Raw genomic sequence first — 17711 nt, forward strand, 5'->3', positions numbered from 1 at the left:
CCCCTCTCTGTAAAGTGCCATTTGTTGACAGGAAAACCCTGTCGGATGATGGCATTATACCAAAAAAAGCTCCGGAGCGCAACGCGCTCCGGAGCCGGTGGGGTATTTATTTTGCGTATTCCACGACCTTGGTCTCCCGCAGGACGTGAACCTTGATCTGGCCGGGGTATTCCAGCTCGTTCTCGATGCGCTTGGCCAGCTCCCGCGCCAGAATGACCATCTGGTCCTCGGACACCTGCTCGGGCTTGACCATGACGCGGACCTCGCGGCCCGCCTGGATGGCGTAGCTCTTCTCCACGCCGGGGTAGGTGCCGGTGATCTCCTCCAGCTTCTCCAGACGCTTGATGTAGTTCTCCAGATTCTCGCGGCGGGCGCCGGGGCGTGCGGCGGAGATGGCGTCGGCTGCCTGCACCAGGCAGGCCACCAGCGTCTTGCACTCCACGTCGCCGTGGTGCGCCTGAATGGCGTGGATGATGTCTTCCTTCTCGCGGTACTTGCGGGCGTACTCCACGCCCAGCGCCACATGGGTACCCTCGAACTCATGGTCAAGGGCCTTGCCGATATCGTGAAGCAGACCGGCGCGCTTGGCAGCCTGTACGTCGGCGCCCAGCTCGGCGGCCATCATGCCGGCGATGTGGCTGACCTCGATAGAGTGCTGCAGCACGTTCTGGCCGTAGCTGGTGCGGTAATGCAGGCGGCCCAGCAGCTTCTGCAGCTCGGGGTGCAGGCCGCGGACACCGGTCTCCAGCACGGCGCGTTCGCCTTCGGCGCGGATGACGCCGTCCACCTCCCGGCGGGCCTTCTCCACCATCTCCTCAATGTGGGTGGGGTGGATGCGGCCATCGGCGATGAGCTTCTCCAGCGCCAGACGGGCCACCTCGCGGCGGACCGGCTCGAAGCAGGAGACGGTGATGGCTTCGGGGGTATCGTCGATGATGAGATCGGCACCGGTCAGGGTCTCCAGTGTCCGGATGTTGCGGCCTTCGCGGCCGATGATGCGGCCCTTCATCTCGTCATTGGGCAGGGGAACCACACTGACGGTGATCTCGGCCACATGATCGGCGGCGCAGCGCTGGATGGCGGTGGCCACGATCTCGCGGGCGCGCTGGTCCGCTTCGTCCTTGGCGCGGGCCTCGATCTCCTTGATCTTCAGCGCCGTCTCATGGGTGACCTCGGACTCCACCTGGGCGATCAGGTACTCCTTGGCCTGATCCGCCGTGAAGCCGGAGATGCGCTCCAGCATCTCGGTCTGGCTGCGCTTGATGAGCTGGATCTCTTCCTGCTCCTTGTCGGCGGCGGCGTGCTTCTGGGCCAGCGCCTCCTCTTTCTTTTCGATCATCTCGGTCTTGTGATCGAGATTTTCCTCTTTCTGCTGCAAACGGCGCTCCTGCTTCTGCTGCTCGGCGCGGCGTTCTTTGACCTCTCTCTCGTATTCGCTGCGGTTTTTCAAAATCTCTTCTTTTGCTTCGAGAAGCGCTTCCCGCTTTTTACTCTCAGAGCTTTTAATTGCCTCGTTGATGATGCGCGTGGCTTCTTCCTCCGCGCTGGAGATTTCTTTTTCCGCTACGCGCTTGCGGTAGCGAATGCCGAGGAGGAAAAAGACCACCGCCGCCACAGCGAACGCGGCTGCTGCCACGATCCAACCTGTTACGGTCACTGTGCATTCCTCCTATGTTGTGATGGGTTGTATGGGCCGGCACAAAATGTGCCATAGAAAATAATCGAAAGGTACCCCTGTCCCCTCGATGATAATCCTTCATAATTCTAAACACATTGCGGGCAACTGTCAAGGGAAATTGGGAAAAATTCCCCTCCTTTTTTGGACAAATGCACGGTTTTGTGCAGGTCACTGGATATAGGACGCGGCGGCGTAGCCCAGTTGACCCTGATAGCCCACGCTGTACCAGCCGCCGTACTGTCCGTAGACCGTCACCACGGCTCCGGAGGGCAGCTGAGCCGCCACCCTGCCCTGCTGCGACGGGTACTCCCGCAGATTCAGGTTCCCCGACTGGGTGCGGACCGTTCCGCGCCACGGGGTAATGGGCGTGATGAAGGGCAGGCCGAAATACTCCGTCAGGGACAGCACCAGATTGGCGGCGATGGACTGGATGTTGTTCTGCACCCAGCGGGCATCGGCATAGTTGTCGTGATATCCCAGCTCCAGCAGCACCGCAGGCATGCGGGGCTGGCGCACCTCCCCCAGGGTGGTGGTGGAGCGGGCATAGACCTTTTCCGGCAGGGGGTAAATGCTCTTGAGATTCCGCACGAAGATGTCGGCGGCCCGCCGGCCGTTGGTGCTGCCCGGGTAGTAGAAGGCGATAATGCCGCGGACGGTGCCCTCCCGGCTGCCGTCCGTGCTGCCGTTGGAGTGGAGGGCCAGGTAGAAGTCGTAGTTCCCTGCATTGCCCTGACGGATAGAGCTGGCCGCCGTCATCTCCGGCGTGTTGCGGCCGAAGCGGATGGTGTTGGCGGTGAGGTATGGCTCCATGGCATCGGCGATGAGGTTCATGAAATGCTCCTCGCTGCCTGCGCCGGTGATGTACGGGTTATATTCCTGCGTGGATGGACTGAGATAGATGCTGGGCATGGTCATTCCCCTTTCCTTTTTGCTGCACTATAAATATATGGAAATGACGGCGGAGATGTGTTATCATGGGGGCACGAAATGAAAGGCGGTATGTACCATGAAAGCTCCACGTCCCTACGCTAAGATCACCATCACGCCCAAGGGCGAGGCCGCGCTGACCGGCGGGCACCCCTGGGTCTATGAGGGAGAGGTCACCGCCGCAGACGGCGGGCCGGAGGACGGCGCGCTGGTGGATGTGGTGAGCCGCCGCGGCAGCTGGCTGGGCTGCGGGTTCTACAACAGCCGCTCCAAGATCCGGGTGCGGCTGGTGAGCCGCAATGCCAACGATGACTTCTCCGACGCCTTCTGGGAGCGGCGCATCCGCTATGCCTGGGACTACCGCAAGGTGGTGATGGGCGAGACGGACAGCCGGTGCTGCCGCGTGATCTTCGGTGAGGCCGACCTGTTCCCGGGTCTGACGGTGGACCGGTTCGAAAGCGTGCTGGTGACCCAGACGCTGAGTCTGGGCATGGAGCGCATCAAGGACCGGCTGTTCCCTCTGCTGGTCAAGGTGCTGCGGGAGGACGGACAGGACATCCGGGGCATCTACGAGCGCAACGATGTGGCCATCCGCGGTCTGGAGGGCATGGAGCAGAACAAGGGGTGGTATCCCCTGCCCGGTGAGACGCCGCCGGAGCGCACCGACGTGGACATCGTGGAAAACGGCATCACGTATACCGTGGACTTTGAGAATGGGCAGAAAACCGGCTTTTTTCTGGACCAGAAGTACAACCGGCTGGCAGTGGCCCGTCTGGCCAAGGGGCGGACGGTGCTGGACTGCTTCACCCACACCGGCTCCTTCGCCCTCAATGCCGCCAAGGGCGGGGCGGCCCACGTCACCGCCGTGGACGTATCGGAGTTCGCGGTGCAGTGCGCGGCGGAGAATGCGCGGCGCAACGGGCTGGACGGCGTGATGGACTGCGCGGCGGCCAATGTGTTTGACCTGCTGCCTCAGCTGGAGAAGGAGCCGCGGAAATACGACTTCATCATTCTGGACCCGCCGGCCTTCACCAAGAGCCGCAAGACGGTACACAGCGCCATGTCCGGCTATAAGGAGATCAACTACCGCGCCATGAAGCTGCTGCCCCGGGGCGGATATCTGGCCACCTGCTCGTGCAGCCACTTCGCCACGGAGGAGCTGTTCGTCAGGATGCTGCACAGCGCCGCCCGGGACGCGGGAGTGCAGCTGCGGCAGATCGAGGCGCGGCAGCAGTGCGCCGACCACCCCATTCTGTGGGGCGTGGACGAGACGAACTACCTGAAATTCTTCCTGTTTCAGGTGGTGTAAGGGCAGCAGCAAAGCAGCAGCGTGACCGACGGTCACGCTGCTGCTTTGTTGTCTTGTCAGGCGGCGGGGTCCTGAGGCTCCGCGGCGTCCTCCTCCCCTGCCTGCGGCAGGGCGGCATCGGGCGCAGCCGGCGCGGCCGCACCGGTGCGGGTGACGCTGTCGGCGGTGAGGATGACGCCCTCGCCCTCGGCGTAGCGGACGGTGACGCTGTCGCCCACGTTGTAGATGACGGTCTCCGGCGCCGCGGCGGCAGAGATGACATAGTAGGCATCGCCGGTGTTCAGGCGCAGGTAATACAGGGTGTTGCCGTCCACCACGGCGGAGCGAATATCTTCAATAACGCCGGTGATCTCGCCCTGCCCCGTGACGGGCAGCTGGGCATCATCGTCGGAGACAAGGCCCTTCTCCGCCAGAATGCGGCGGTAATTGGCCTCGCACTCCGCCACGGTATCGCCGGTGGCCACGATCTGGTACTGGCTGACGTTGACCATGGCGTACATCTTCACCAGCTGGGCCGCGTCCTTCAGGGCCATGAAGTACGTGGGCTGGTCGGAGATGTTCAGCAGCAGCGGGAACGTAGCGGTGTACTTCATCTGCTGGACCTGGCCCTGGGCGCTGTCCATGGCGGAATACTCCTTGGCGCCGGCCACCAGATAGAAGCGGGTGTCCTTGGTGCGCTGGTTGGACAGGATGAAGCCGATGTTGGACTCGTCGGACACCACAGAGGTGACGCCGGTATACATATACACATCGTCGCCGATGGCGATGTAGTTATAGCCCTCGGTGGTGACGGTGACATCGCGCTGACCGAACAGGGAATTGATAAAGCCGTTGATATACGCGCCGTGGTAGTCATACTGCTGCATGATGAGGTCGGCGGTGTAGACGTGGTCCACCCAGTTGGGGACGCTGCCCGTCTCATAGTAGGCGCTCTCGCCGGTGACGGCGTTCACCAGCACCGCGCCGATAATGTCGCGGCCGCCGAACAGGCCGATGGTGTGGCTGACACGGGGGCAGACCCACCAGGGATCGCCGTTTTCGTCGATCTCAAAGGCGGGATCGTCGAACATGAAGGTGGGATAGCGGAGCCGCAGGTGGCGGTTCAGGTTGCGGCCGAAGTGCTCGGCGGTGGTGTAGCGGATCCCCTCGTCCAGACGCACCACCTCCACGTTCTGGGTGACCATGTCGATGATGAGATAGGCGGGCAGGCCCTGGGAACGGTTGTTCAGCCACTTGATGAGGTCGCCGTAGCGCAGGGGCGTCACGCGGACGGGGCGGCCCTGATAGTTGATCTGCGTGTAGTCGTCGGCCACCTCGAACTGGGACACCATGTCCGCCAGCTCGCCCAGCTTGCGGTTGCCCAGCTTCATGGCGGACTCGGCGTCCAGCATGGGGATCTGGTCATAGCTGATCTCCTCCACCTCGGCGGCAAAGTCGCCGTCCTGAACGGTCAGCAGATCGCGGTAGTCCTTGGCGCGGAACAGCTGCCAGCCCAGCACCGCGCCTACCAGCGCGGTGGCCGCCAGCGCTGCGGCGACGATGAGGGGGACGGTACACTGCTTCTTCAGGAAGTCGAAGTAGCCCTTGGCGCCGGCGCCCTGAAAGCCGGAGGTCAGGACGGCGCAGACGCCGTACACCGCGCAGCACAGCAGCATGAAGATGTAGAATTCCTCGCTTTTGAGGTTGATGGGCGGCAGCACCACATAGTAGTAGATGGCGGCGAATACCAGCGTCACCGCCAGATTCAGCAGCGTGCGGCCCAGAGGTGTGCCCACGGGCTTGTGCTCCCTTTTGGGGCGGGGCTGGCGGGCAAAGCCCTGAAAGTTGGGGTCGTTCCAGTTTGTGTTCATAGGCAGTTCCTTTCTGTGTTTTGGCACTTTAAGGATATTATACCCGATGGTGGGGGTTTTGTATAGGGGGTGGGGATGTTTCGCGTCTGTGGTTGCGCAAATGAAATCTCCCCCCAATTTTGACAACAAGCCGTATAAAACGCCAGAAAAATCACCCTGCGTATCATTACGCAGGGTGATTTTTTTATGACAGGCAGGTACACCTGCCAACCGTACACCGTCACTCAGGCCAGGATGTCCGTCAGGTCCTTCAGCCCCATGGACCGGGCGATGACCAGCACATGGTCGCCCTCCTCAATGGTGGTCATGCCGCTGGGGATCATGGTGACGCCGCCGCGGACAATGGCTGCCAGCAGCACGCCGCTGCGCAGCTGCAGATCCTTCAGGGGCACGTGCAGCAGGCGGTTGGAGGTGCCTCTGGCCAGAAACTCCAGAGCCTCCACCTGGCCGCCCAGCAGCTTGTACAGCGACTCCACGGCCATGCCCTCGGAATTGGCCAGGGCGCGGACGTAGCGGGTGATCTGGTTGGCGATAATGTCCTTGGGGCTGATGATGCTGCCAAGGCCAGTGTCCTGCACCAGCTCGATGTAGTTGGGGCGGGTCATCTTGGCCAGCACCTTGCGGACTCCGGCGCGGCGGGCCGACATGGCCATCAGCAGGTTTTCCTCGTCGCGGCCGGTCAGAGACACGAAGCCGTCGGCGCCGAAGATATTCTCCGCCTGAATGAGGTCGTTGTCCGTGCCATCGCCCTCGATGATCATGGTCCCCGGCAGGTGCTGGGACAGGAACAGGCACTTGTCGTGATCCTGCTCTACGATGCGGACATGGGTATTGGTGCGGGCCAGCTCCCACGTCAGGTACATGCTGATGCGGCTGCCGCCCAGCAGGGCCACGTTCTTCACCCGATGGAGGGGCCGTCCCATGACCTTCAGCATCTTCTGGAGCTCACCCTTGGTTCCCACCAGATACAGCCGGTCGTCGGCTTGGGGCACGAAGGAGCCGTTGGGAATGATGCACTCGTCGCCCCGCTGGGCGGCGCAGATCAGCACGTCCGCCCTGCGCTCGCCGTGGAAGCTGCTGAGGCTGTGGCCCACCAGCGTGTCCTCCGGCAGGGCCTGCAGGCCGATCATATCGATGCGGCCGCCGGCAAAGGGCTCCACGGAGATGGCGGCGGGAAAGCTGAGGATGCGGGCTATCTCCTGCGCCGCAGCCAGATCGGGGTTGATAACCATGTCCAGTCCGATCTCCCGCTTCAGGATGTCCGCATCCTGCCGGTACTCGGTGTTGCGGACGCGGGCCACGGTATGACGTGCGCCCAGACTCTTGGCGATGAGGCAGCAGACCATGTTGGTGTCATCCACGCCGGTGACGGCGATGACCAGATCCGCCGAGCGGACGCCGGCGTCCATCAGGACGCTGATGGACGCGCCGCTGCCGTGGACGCACATAACATCCATCGTACTGTCGGCGCGGGACAGGTGGGCGATCTCGTTGTCCACCATGACGATGTCGTGCTTCTCCTGGGTCAGCTGGCCGGCGATGGCGTAGCCCACCTTGCCGCAGCCCACAATGATGATCTTCATGCTTCCTCCTCCCCGCCCGATGAGGGCGCGGCATGTTTCTTTCGATGGATCAGGGACGCGGACAGCTCCGCGCCCAGTATCAGGACCTGCCCCGACATATACAGCCACAGCAGTACCACCACGATGGTGGCGATGGAGCCGTACAGCTGCGCATACCGGGCCATATTTTCCACATAATAGGAAAAGGCCATGCTCAGCAGCAGCCATGCCGCCAGAGAGCTGCCTACGCCGGGCAGTACCTCCCGCAGGGGGCGGCGCTGCCCCAGCGCCAACTGGTACAGGATGCCCAGTGAGATGGCCATGACAAGACCCAGAATGATAAATCGCAGGTAGCCCCAGACGCTGATGAACGTCTCCGACAGCGGGAGAAAGCCGGACAGGAAGTACAGTGCGCGGCGGCCTACCACCACCAGCGCCAGCGTCAGTCCGATGACGAAGATCATCCAGATCGTGAACAGCAGTGTGCGCAGCTGACCCAGCAGGATATTCTCCGGCGCGCTGCGGCCGAATGCCTTGCGCAGCGAGTGCATCAGGCAGCCGGTGGAGCGCATGGGAAACCAGATGGAGAAAACCAGGCTGAACCACAGCAGCTGGCGGCTCTGGTTGGCGGCCACATACTCCAGATACGTGCGGATGATGTCCACCACATCCGACGGGAGAATGGGTGCCAGCACCGCCGTGATGCTGGCGATGTCCAGCTCCAGCACACCCAGCAGGGTGCTGACGAAGATCAGCAGCGGGAAAATGGCGAACAGCAGGTAGTACGTCAGGGCCGCGCTGTCACGGGCCACATCGTGGACATAGTAGCGGCGGATCATGTCGCCCGCCAGACGGCCGAAGCCGGTCCTGGGCGCATAGAGTTTCGATGTTTTCATAAGCAGAGACCCTCCGTGGGTTCATTGTATCACAGGGCGGCACAAAATAAAAGGGAAATCTCGGCAGCGGGGCCGCTATCCCCTCTGCCGCAGGGGTTTTACAGTCTTTCTTTTTTATGACATTTTTATAAACTTTTCGTTTTTCCTATTGGCGTACATAAAAATCCGTGGTATACTACGACAGCTTTAAGTGGAAATTCTTTACAAAAAGTGAGGACCGATATATGGACAATCTTACGAAGCTGGTCCGCGATGAGATCTCGCGGCAGTACCGCAGCGTGCGGCAGTTCGCTTTCTCTGTGGACATTCCCCTCTCCACCATCAACAGTGCCCTGCATAACGGCGTCGGCGGGTCCTCCTTCGACACGGTGATGCGCATCTGCAAGATCCTGGGCATCAAGGCCATGTCGGACGATGCCGCCCTGTATCTGACAGACGATACCGAGCGCCTGCTGACCCAGTACGCCAAGCTGGACGACTACGGCCGCCATACCATCTCCTCCGTGATGCAGGTGGAGTATGACCGATGCAGCGGCGAAAAGTAAAAAAACGGAACCCCTGTATAAAGCCGGCACAGGCCGCACAAAACAGGCACGAACCGCCGTCCCGAACGGGACGGCGGTTTTTTTGCTGCAAGCGTCACATAATGCCGGATCTTTCCTTGCTGGCGGCGATGGCCGCGTTCAGCTTGCGGGCAGGGTAGTACACCAGCAGGCCGAATAGCGTGAACAGCACACACATGCCCAGCAGGATCAGGACGCAGCGGAGGTATGTGCGGCCGTACATGCCGCCGATGGTCTCGCGGAGCATATCCATGCCGTAGTGGAAGGGCATGAAGGGATACAGACGCCGGAACAGCTGAGGCAGCACATCGATGGGATAGGAGCCGCCGGAACCGGCCACCTGCAGCACCATGATGATGACGGAGGCGGCCAGGCCCACGTTGTCCAGAGAGTAGACCAGCGCATAGTTCATGGCGGCGAAGTTCAGGGCACACACGCAGCAGCCCAGCACGAACAGAGCGGGCTCCGCCGTCTCCATGCCCACGAAGTGCAGGCAGCCGAAGGCCGTCACCAGTGCCTGAGCCATGGCCATGCAGAAATAGGTCAGAAAGCGTCCGAAGTAGCGTTGGACGCCGCGGCACTGCCGGAACTCCGGCTGCGTCACAGGGACCTTCACCATCACCGCGGTCAGCAGGCTGCCTACAAACAGCGCCAGCATCACGTAATACGGCGCCATGGCGGAGCCGTAGTCCCTGATCTCATAGATGATCTGCGTGTTCATCTGCACGGGGGAGGCCAGATACTCCGCCATGCTGTCGGAGTCGCTCTCCATCAGCTCCACGAACCGCTGAAAGGCGGTGCTGTCCGTCACGCGGCGGACGTCCGCCTCCATATCGGCCAGATAACCGGAGACACTCTGCGCCAGCGCAGCGCCGGCGGCAAGCGTGGGCTGCGCTGAGGCCACAGCGCCGGAATAGGAGCGCAGCGTGTCGGAGACGCTGCCCAGCGTACCGGAGGAGGCGGTCAACAGGTCCTGCACGGCGCGGAGAGAGGACTGCGCCCGCTCACCGGCATCGTGGATGTAGTCGCTGACCTGCCGGTTGGTGCTGACGGCGGCGGTACGCAGGGTCTGACGGACCTTTGCCACCGTGGCCAGCAGCTCATCCTGCACCTGAGAGATACCGGAGCCGTCCACGGCGGTGCGCAGCTCCTCCAGACCGGAGATGGCGGCGTCCAGCTGGGCCTGCACGTCCTCGTCGGAGGTCAGGTCTCTGGCCGTCTCCAGCGCGGCGATCATCTTGTCGATGCGGGCGTTGACCTTCTCGTGCGCGGCGTCATCCGCGGGGCCCATGTCCACTGCGCCCAGCATGTCCTCCAGATCGGACAGGGTATCGTCGGCGGCGTCCAGCACCCGCAGCAGGTCGGCGGAGGCGTCATCCGCCGCGTCAAGGCCGGAGCCGATGAGGCGGACGGTGCTGCCCACGGTCTCGGAGGCGTCCCCCAGGGTACTGCGTGCGTCGGTGATGGTGATGGCAGAGGCGGCCAGCAGGCTGTCAGCCCCGTCCATCACATCCTGCAGCGAGCGGAGCACCTGCGCCAGCTCATCCATGTCCCGCTGGGCGGCGGACAGCTTCTCCAGCAGGCCGTCGGCAATGTCGCGGCCGTCCAGACCCATGGCCTTGAATACGGAACCGGCGGTGGTCAGAGCATCGGCCACCTTCTCCAGAATGGTGGTGTTGATCTGCTCCTGCACGGCGGTCTTGGCCTTGCTGGTGATCTTGGGCGCGATGGCGTTCTTTTTCTCGTTTTCGTAATACTGTATCTGGGGGTGGCGCAGGTCTCCCTCCAGAATACTGACGAAGTCGCCGGTGAATTCCGGCGGCAGGATCAGCGCGGCGTAGTAGTCGCCGGCGTTCACGCCGTCCAGCGCCGTCTGGGCACCATCCACAAAGACCCAGCCCATCTGGTCGTTGCTCTCCAGCCCACGGAGCACCAGCTCGCCGATGTTGACATGAAGGCCCAGCACATCGCAGCCGTCGTCCTCGCTGGCCACGGCCACCTTGATGCGGCTGGTGGAGGCGGTGCCGTAGGGGTCCCAGTTGGACAGGATGTTGAACCACGCATACAGGCAGGGCACCAGGCACAGTCCCAGCATGACCACCACGGCCACTACGCTGGCGGTCAGGCGCTTCCAGTCGGCGCGGAAAATGTTCCAGATCTGTTTCACCGCTCCCCCTCCTTTTCACGGTCAGCCGTCGGGCGGCGCAGGTCGTCGGACAGAGTCTGCAGCGCGCGGGTCAGCAGCGCCAGATCGTCCGCCAGCCTGTTGGGGTCCTCCAGCACGTGCTCCCAGCCGGAGGGCAGGGTGACGCAGGGGCCGGCGGGCCTGGCAGGCTCCGCCGGTGCGGCGGCCTGCTCCGCGGGGACAGGCTGTGCCGCGGGGGCAGGCTCCGTCACAGGGACAGGCTCCGCCGGTCCGTCAATAGTCTCCGGCGCAGCGGGAGCCGTCGCGGGAACGGCGGTCTCCGGCAGGGCCTCCCGCTTGCCCCGGCGGCGCAGCCGCGTATGGGGCAGACGCGGCGCGGCGGGCAGCTCCGGCAGCTCTATGAGCCCGTCGAAAACGTCCTCCTGCAGCTGGGCGATGTCCCGCAGCTTCTTTTGCAGCTCGTAGTCCATATACTCCACGGCGATGAGGTACGCCGCCACGGCGAACATGGACAATATCCACAGCATCAGGGTAAACACTTTATTGCCGTCGGCCAGGAACATCAGGAGCATCAGCCCCACGGTAACGGCCAGCAGGGCCCGCAGGCCGCTGCGAATACGGTGCTGGTTGGCGCGGTGCAGCGCGCCAACCTCCTCCAGCAGGCGGTCGTACAATTTCTGGTAGTCGCGTTCTGTTGACATGGGTCGTGCGCCTCCTTTACAGCAGCTCCGTCTCCTCCAGCTTCTCCTCCATGAACCGGTTCAGGCCCATGAAGGGGCGGCGAACCAGCAGGCCGATGAGCAGTGCCGCCGCGACAAACAGCAGCAGAAAGGCAAGCTGCCGGATGTAGTAGTCGCCGTACAGGCCGCAGATGCACTCGCGCATGGCGTCGATGGCATAGGGGAATGGGAAGAAACGGTAAATCTTCTGGTAGATCTCCGGCAGCAGCTCGATGGGGAACGTGCCGGAGGAGCCGGCGATCTGCATGACCATGACGACCACCACCAGCGCCTTGCCCACGTCGCCGAAGGACAGGGCCAGCGAGTAGATCAGCAGGCTGAAGGTGAAGGCAGTCAGGGACGCCGTCAGGTACAACAGGCCTGGCTGCTCGCACTGGATACCCAGCAGGTACAGGTCGCCGGTGACAATGACGGCCGCCTGTATCTGGCTGAGCAGGAAGAAGAACAGATAGCGGCCAAAGTACAGCTCCGCCGGTGTGGGGTCGATAAGCCCGTCGGTGCGGGCGTGGACCTTGATGAGGGTGGACAGGATGACGCAGCCCACCCAAATGGCCAGCGTGGTATAGAACGGCGCCATGGCGGAGCCGTAGTTCTCGATGGGATAGACCTTATGAACGGTGGTCTGCACCATCTGGGGGAAATACTGGCTGTACGCGATGGGGTCGCCGCCCAGTATCTCCAGCAGCATATCCATATACTCGTCGGCGGACAGGCCCTCCAGCTTGTCGATGGTGTCGGACAGGGCGCTCACCATGCGCTCCGCTGCGGGACGCAGCAGGTCCACGGTGGTGTTCAGCGCCGCCGTGGTGTCGGACAGAGCGGCCTGCAGCGCCCTGGCATCGGCGGACAGGGTCCTGACGCCGGAGAGGGTGTCGGACACATCGGACACCACGGTGTCCAGCTGGCGGCGCAGGTCGCTGTCCGTGACGGGCAGACCGCCGGTGAGGCCGCGGATGGCGTCCGTCAGGGCACCGCAGTCATCCAGCAGACCGCTGACATCGCTGGCAGCGGCCAGAGCGTTCAGGTCGCTTTGCAGCTGGCTGCACTTCCCCGCCAGCGTCCGGAGCCGGGCGATCTGGGCGGAGACAAGATGCCCGCCGGACAGGGCGGAATCCTCCAGCCTGTCGGCCAGCGAGGTCAGGCGGCCGCTGAGCCGCCCCATCTCCGCTGCGGCGGCTGTCAGCTGCTGCTGCACGTCGGGCAGCTCCGCGCTGTCCTGTATCCCGTCCAGGCGGTCCAGCGCCCGCTCCACCTTGGCCAGCGCGGTATACAGCGCGTGCTGCAGCTCCGCGGCGGTGGCCTCCAGCTCCGAGCCGGAGGGCAGGTTTTTATTGATGTCGGCAATGGCGGCGGCCAGGGCCTCCGCATCGGCGGAGGAGATGCCGCTGCCCCCTGCGGCGCGGAAGGCGTCCATCATACCGCGGCAGCCGGTGAGCATGTCCTGCGCCTGATACAGAAGGCCCTTTACGGCGGTCTCGGGGTCCGTCTCCGTCAGGTCGGCGGCCAGCAGGTTGCTCTGCTCCATGACGCCGCCGATCAGCACCTCCAGATAGTTCTCGCTGATGGAGCGCTTCAGCGTCTCCACCGCCGTGTCGGTGATCTTGGTGGCCACAGCGTTCTTCTTGGCGTTTTCGTAGTAAGTGATGGCGGGCCGGCCGTTCCAGTCCGTGAACATGCGGTACATCTTGCGGGAGAAGTCCTCATCGATGACCACGGCGGCGTAGTAATCACCGGCGCAGACGCCGTCGGTGGCCTCCTTCTCCGTGTTCACAATGACCCAGTTGATGGAGGTGGCGGTCTTGAGATCCTCCAGCACGTCGCGGCCCTTGTTGACGTATTCACCGCCGTCCGTATAGCCCCGATCCAGCGAAGCCACCGCAATGGAGATGCCGCCGGTGCTGCCGTAGGGGTCCCAGTTGGAGTAGATGTTCAGCCAGGCGTACAGGCTGGGCAGCAGGGCGATGGCCAGCACCACCACGCAGGCGAAAAAGCACCTGCTCAGCGTGCGGATGTCCGTTTTGAAGATCGTCCAGATATTACGCATATGTCCTCCCACAGCGGCGCGGTATGAAGCTGCGCCGGTGTATGTTTCTTGCGCGAAAAACCGCAGTATTCATTATACAGAGTACCCTGCGGAAAAAACTACACATTTCGGCGGTTTTGTCTGAAATTTGCGCACAATGGAACGAGAAACAAATACCCCGCAGCGGCAACCGCTGCGGGGTATTGCGTACTATCGCATATTTATGCCAGCGTCATCAGCAGCTCTCTGGCCTTGACGGGCTGACCCTCCTTGATGCGGATGGCCTGCACCGTACCGGCAGTACGGGCGGTGATGGCGGTCTCCATCTTCATGGCCTCGATAATGGCCAGCACCTGATCCTTCTCCACATGGTCGCCCTGCTTGACGCAGACCTTGGACACCATGCCGGGGATGGAGGAGCCCACCTGCATGGGGTCGGACTCGTCGGCCAGCGTGGCCTGCCGCGTCTGCTCCGAGGCGTTGGGGTCACGGACCGTCACCTCGCGGCGCATACCGTTGAGCTCGAACTGGACGTTGATGGTGCCGTCGCTGTTGTGGTCGCCCAGACCCAGGTACTTGATGACCAGCGTCTTGCCGTCCTCGATGTTGATCTTGTTGGTCTCGCCCAGGGCCATTCCGTTGAAGAACACGTGGCTGCCCATGCGGGTGATGTAGCCGTACTCCTTGCGGTGGCGGCAGAAGTCCTCGTATACCTTGGGATACATGGCGTAGGAGATCAGATCCTTCTTCTCCGGGCCCTCGTGGAACTGCTCCACCTCCCGGCGCAGCTGGTCGAAGTTCACCGGCGGCAGCAGCATACCCGGGCGGCAGGTGATCGGCTCCTCGCCCTTGAGGACCACCTTCTGCAGGTCCTTGGGGAAGCCCCAGGCGGGCTGGCCCATCATGCCCTTGAAGTAGGACACCACGGAGTCAGGGAAGGCCAGTGCCTCGCCGCGGCGGACAATGTTCTCCGGCGTCAGGTCGTTCTGCACCATGAAGATGGCCAGATCGCCCACCACCTTGGACGACGGCGTGACCTTCACGGGGTCGCCCAGCATGTCGTTGACGGTCTTGTACATCTCCTTGACTTCCTCGAACCGGTCGCCAAGGCCCAGAGACTCCACCTGGGGGCGGAGATTGGTGTACTGACCGCCGGGGATCTCATAGCGGTAAATATCGGTGGTATTGGTCTTCAGGCCGTGGTCGAAATTCTCGTAGCGCAGGCGCACGTCGGCCCAGTAGTTGCTGAGCTCCTGCACACGGCGCAGGTCCAGGCCGGTGTCGCGCTCCGTACCGTGGAGCGCGGCCACTACCGCGTCCAACGAGGGCTGACTGGTGAGGCCCGCCAGCGGGGCGCAGGCCACGTCCACCACGTCCACCCCGGCCTCGGCGGCCATCAGCAGGGCTGCCACCTGGTTGCCGGTGGTGTCGTGGGTGTGCAGGTGGATGGGCAGGCCCACCTCCTGCTTCAGGGTGGACACCAGCTTCTTGGCGGCGTAGGGCTTCAGCAGACCGGACATGTCTTTGATGGCCAGCATATGGGCGCCCCGCTTCTCCAGCTCCTTGGCGAGGTTGACATAATATTTCAGGGTGTACTTGTCCTTGGTCTCGTCCAGAATATCGCCGGTGTAGCACATGGTGGCCTCCAGCAGCTTGTTCTGGCGGAGGACCTCCTCCATGGCCACCTCCATGCCCGGGATCCAGTTCAGGGAGTCAAAGACGCGGAACACATCGATGCCCCGCTGGGCGGCCTCCTCCACGAAGGCCCGCACCAGATTGTCGGGATAGTTGGCGTAGCCCACCAGATTGGAGCCGCGCAGCAGCATCTGGAACGGGATGTTGGGGATCTTCTCCCGCAGCAGACGCAGGCGCTCCCACGGGGACTCGTGGAGGAAGCGGTAGGCCACGTCGAAGGTGGCGCCGCCCCACATCTCCAGCGAGAAGCAGTCCCGCAGGATGTCGGCCACGCCATCGGCGCCCTTGACCATGTCGCGGGTGCGCATACGGGTGGACAGCAGGCTCTGGTGGGCGTCCCGCATGGTGGTGTCGGTGAGCAGCAGCTTCTTCTGGTCCAGCACCCACCGCTTCACGGCCTCGGGGCCCTCGGCGTCCAGCAGCTGCTTCAGGCCCGGGCCCAGCGGCTCCTTTGCCTGCGGGAAGCGGGGGATGTCGTACTGCTTGCGCTCGGCGTTGGGATTGGCCACCTGGATCTCGGAGATATAGCGCAGGACGCGGGTGGCGCGGTCGCGGGAGTCCACGATCTCAAACAGCTCCGGCGTCTCGTCGATGAACTTGGTGTGGCACTGACCGCTGATGAACGTGGGATGGGCCAGGATATTGGTGACAAAGGGGATGTTGGTCTTGACGCCGCGGACACGGACCTCGTTGATGGCGCGGGCGGCCTTGCGGCACACGGCAGGGAACGTGCGATCCCAGCTGGTGACCTTCACCAGCAGCGAGTCGTAGTACGGAGAGATGACGGTACCCACGCCCACGTTGCCGCCGTCCAGACGGACGCCGAAGCCGCCGGGGGAGTGATACGCCGTGATCTTGCCGTTGTCGGGGGCGAAGTTGTTGGAGGGATCCTCCGTGGTAACGCGGCACTGGACGGCGTAGCCGTCAAAGTGTACGTCCTCCTGTCTGGTCAGGCCGATCTCCGGGCAGCTCAGGGGATAGCCTGCGGCCACCAGCAGCTGGGCCCGCACGATGTCCACGCCGGTGACCATCTCAGTAACGGTGTGCTCCACCTGAATGCGGGGGTTCATCTCAATGAAATAGTAGTTGCCGGACTTGTCCACCAGGAACTCCACGGTACCGGCGCTGACATAGCCCACGGACTTGGCGATCTTCACCGCGTCGCGGCGCAGGGCCTCCACCGTCTCCTGGGGCACGGACCAGGCGGGGGCGAACTCCACCACCTTCTGATAGCGGCGCTGGAGGGAGCAGTCGCGCTCGCCCAGATGATAGACGTTGCCGTACCGGTCGGCCAGGATCTGCACCTCGATGTGCTTTGGCTCCACCAGATACTTCTCCATGAAGATGTCGCCGCAGCCGAAGGACTTCTCCGCCTCACTGTGTACCAGCTCATAGGCGGTCTTGACCTCCTCGGGTCTGTCACAGCGGCGCATGCCGCGGCCGCCGCCGCCGGCGGCTGCCTTCAGGATGACGGGGAAGCCGAAGCTCAGGGCCTTCTCCAGCGCGTCGTCGCCGTCCTTCAAGGGCTCGGTGCAGCCCGGTATGATGGGCACGCCGCACTGGATGGCGATCTCCTTGGCACTGAGCTTATCGCCCATCTTTGCCAGCACATCGGAGGACGGTCCCACGAACAGGATACCGTTTTCCTCGCAGGCGCGGGCAAAGTCGGCGTTCTCGGACAGGAAGCCGTAGCCCGGGTGGATGGCAGTGACGCCGCGGCGGCGGGCCAGACCGATAATGCCCGGGATGTCCAGATAGGCACCCAGCGGGGACTTCTTCTCCCCCACCAGATACGCCTCGTCCGCTTTGGTGCGGAACAGAGAATAGGTGTCCTCGTTGGAATAAATGGCCACCGTGTGGAGGCCCAGATCGTAACAGGCACGGAAAATGCGGACCGCGATCTCACCGCGGTTGGCAACCAGTACCTTTTTCAGCTGCGTGGTCTGCATGGCCAAATTGCTCCTTCCTGCCGCGCATCGGGCGCGGACTTATTTTACCCCTTATTATACACGGCGTTGGGGCCGTGCGCCAGACGGAAAATGTGCAAAAAGCAGAGGTTTCCTGTCAGTAGAATTTAGGCGTTCTGCGGAGAGCGCGGACAAAAGCGGTCCGCCCGTCCACCGCAGGCGGGCGGCATATTCCAGCACGGCGTCCTCCCTGTCAGCGGAGCAGGGGCCGATGAGCAGCATCAGCCGCGGGTCCCCGCCGGTGATGACAGCCTGTATCTGCCGGTCGTTTTCCCGCTTGTTCTGCGCCATCTCCTCCGTCCCGGATACATATCCTTCACGGTCCGGGGCGCAGGCAGCTTACGCTTGAATTCCA

The 17711-nt window shown here is 63.1% G+C and carries 12 protein-coding genes; 2 read left to right on the forward strand and 10 right to left on the reverse strand.

The features are described from left to right. Positions 1-106 precede the first annotated feature (106 nt). A complete protein-coding gene (gene rny / locus ACZM22_RS03820) occupies positions 107-1657 on the reverse strand; it encodes a ribonuclease Y (RefSeq protein WP_484424037.1) in 1551 nt (516 codons plus the stop codon). A gap of 189 nt (positions 1658-1846) precedes the next feature. After that, positions 1847-2587, reverse strand: a complete 741-nt coding sequence (locus tag ACZM22_RS03825; protein WP_489543175.1) for an N-acetylmuramoyl-L-alanine amidase — start codon at positions 2585-2587, stop codon at positions 1847-1849. A gap of 97 nt (positions 2588-2684) precedes the next feature. Here ACZM22_RS03825 and ACZM22_RS03830 point away from each other — a divergent pair, with 97 nt between their 5' ends. Further along, positions 2685-3914, forward strand: a complete 1230-nt coding sequence (locus ACZM22_RS03830) for a class I SAM-dependent rRNA methyltransferase (protein WP_489543176.1) — start codon at positions 2685-2687, stop codon at positions 3912-3914. Positions 3915-3970: 56 nt separating this feature from the next. Here ACZM22_RS03830 and ACZM22_RS03835 read toward each other — a convergent pair whose 3' ends face one another. The 3 genes from ACZM22_RS03835 to ACZM22_RS03845 all read right to left on the reverse strand — a co-directional run bounded on the left by ACZM22_RS03835 (position 3971) and on the right by ACZM22_RS03845 (position 8222). Then, positions 3971-5764, reverse strand: coding sequence for a CvpA family protein (locus tag ACZM22_RS03835; protein WP_489543177.1), 1794 nt, complete (start codon positions 5762-5764; stop codon positions 3971-3973). 224 nt (positions 5765-5988) lie between these two features. Further along, the gene (gene trkA, locus ACZM22_RS03840; RefSeq protein ID WP_489543178.1) at positions 5989-7347 is read right to left on the reverse strand and encodes a Trk system potassium transporter TrkA; all 1359 of its coding nucleotides are present in this window, start codon (positions 7345-7347) and stop codon (positions 5989-5991) included. Then, complete coding sequence (locus ACZM22_RS03845; RefSeq protein ID WP_483267497.1) at positions 7344-8222, reverse strand: YihY/virulence factor BrkB family protein; 879 nt, start codon at positions 8220-8222, stop codon at positions 7344-7346. The genes trkA and ACZM22_RS03845 overlap by 4 nt, the downstream gene beginning before the upstream one ends. Positions 8223-8446: 224 nt before the next feature. On the opposite strand from ACZM22_RS03845, the gene ACZM22_RS03850 reads away from it, so the two are divergent. Continuing rightward, positions 8447-8767: a hypothetical protein gene (locus ACZM22_RS03850; protein ID WP_483267498.1), complete on the forward strand. Its 321-nt coding sequence runs from the start codon at positions 8447-8449 to the stop codon at positions 8765-8767. A gap of 94 nt (positions 8768-8861) precedes the next feature. Here the strand turns inward: ACZM22_RS03850 and ACZM22_RS03855 are convergent, their stop codons facing one another. The 5 genes from ACZM22_RS03855 to ACZM22_RS03875 all read right to left on the reverse strand — a co-directional run bounded on the left by ACZM22_RS03855 (position 8862) and on the right by ACZM22_RS03875 (position 17647). Beyond that, complete coding sequence (locus ACZM22_RS03855) at positions 8862-10952, reverse strand: YhgE/Pip family protein (protein ID WP_489543179.1); 2091 nt, start codon at positions 10950-10952, stop codon at positions 8862-8864. Further along, positions 10949-11632 carry a hypothetical protein gene (locus ACZM22_RS03860; RefSeq protein WP_489543180.1) on the reverse strand — a complete coding sequence of 228 codons (684 nt, stop codon included), beginning with the start codon at positions 11630-11632 and terminating at the stop codon, positions 10949-10951. The genes ACZM22_RS03855 and ACZM22_RS03860 overlap by 4 nt, the downstream gene beginning before the upstream one ends. A gap of 16 nt (positions 11633-11648) precedes the next feature. Next, a complete protein-coding gene (locus ACZM22_RS03865) occupies positions 11649-13715 on the reverse strand; it encodes a YhgE/Pip family protein (RefSeq protein ID WP_489543181.1) in 2067 nt (688 codons plus the stop codon). A 200-nt stretch (positions 13716-13915) separates the two neighbouring features. Next, positions 13916-17338: a pyruvate carboxylase gene (locus tag ACZM22_RS03870; RefSeq protein WP_489543182.1), complete on the reverse strand. Its 3423-nt coding sequence runs from the start codon at positions 17336-17338 to the stop codon at positions 13916-13918. Positions 17339-17392: 54 nt separating this feature from the next. Beyond that, on the reverse strand, positions 17393-17647 hold the full coding sequence (locus tag ACZM22_RS03875) for a hypothetical protein (protein WP_489543183.1): 255 nt from the start codon (positions 17645-17647) through the stop codon (positions 17393-17395). Between the last annotated feature and the right edge of the window lie 64 nt (positions 17648-17711).

Source organism: Vescimonas sp., from assembly GCF_057856985.1.

Bases quoted from the DNA above. Each gene is read 5' to 3' on its own strand.
- ACZM22_RS03845 (WP_483267497.1), bottom strand. From the start codon at position 8,222: ATGAAAACATCGAAACTCTATGCGCCCAGGACCGGCTTCGGCCGTCTG.
- ACZM22_RS03875 (WP_489543183.1), bottom strand. From the start codon at position 17,647: ATGGCGCAGAACAAGCGGGAAAACGACCGGCAGATACAGGCTGTCATC.
- ACZM22_RS03870 (WP_489543182.1), bottom strand. From the start codon at position 17,338: ATGCAGACCACGCAGCTGAAAAAGGTACTGGTTGCCAACCGCGGTGAG.
- ACZM22_RS03835 (WP_489543177.1), bottom strand. From the start codon at position 5,764: ATGAACACAAACTGGAACGACCCCAACTTTCAGGGCTTTGCCCGCCAG.
- ACZM22_RS03830 (WP_489543176.1), top strand. From the start codon at position 2,685: ATGAAAGCTCCACGTCCCTACGCTAAGATCACCATCACGCCCAAGGGC.
- trkA (WP_489543178.1), bottom strand. From the start codon at position 7,347: ATGAAGATCATCATTGTGGGCTGCGGCAAGGTGGGCTACGCCATCGCC.
- ACZM22_RS03865 (WP_489543181.1), bottom strand. From the start codon at position 13,715: ATGCGTAATATCTGGACGATCTTCAAAACGGACATCCGCACGCTGAGC.
- ACZM22_RS03850 (WP_483267498.1), top strand. From the start codon at position 8,447: ATGGACAATCTTACGAAGCTGGTCCGCGATGAGATCTCGCGGCAGTAC.
- ACZM22_RS03860 (WP_489543180.1), bottom strand. From the start codon at position 11,632: ATGTCAACAGAACGCGACTACCAGAAATTGTACGACCGCCTGCTGGAG.
- ACZM22_RS03825 (WP_489543175.1), bottom strand. From the start codon at position 2,587: ATGCCCAGCATCTATCTCAGTCCATCCACGCAGGAATATAACCCGTAC.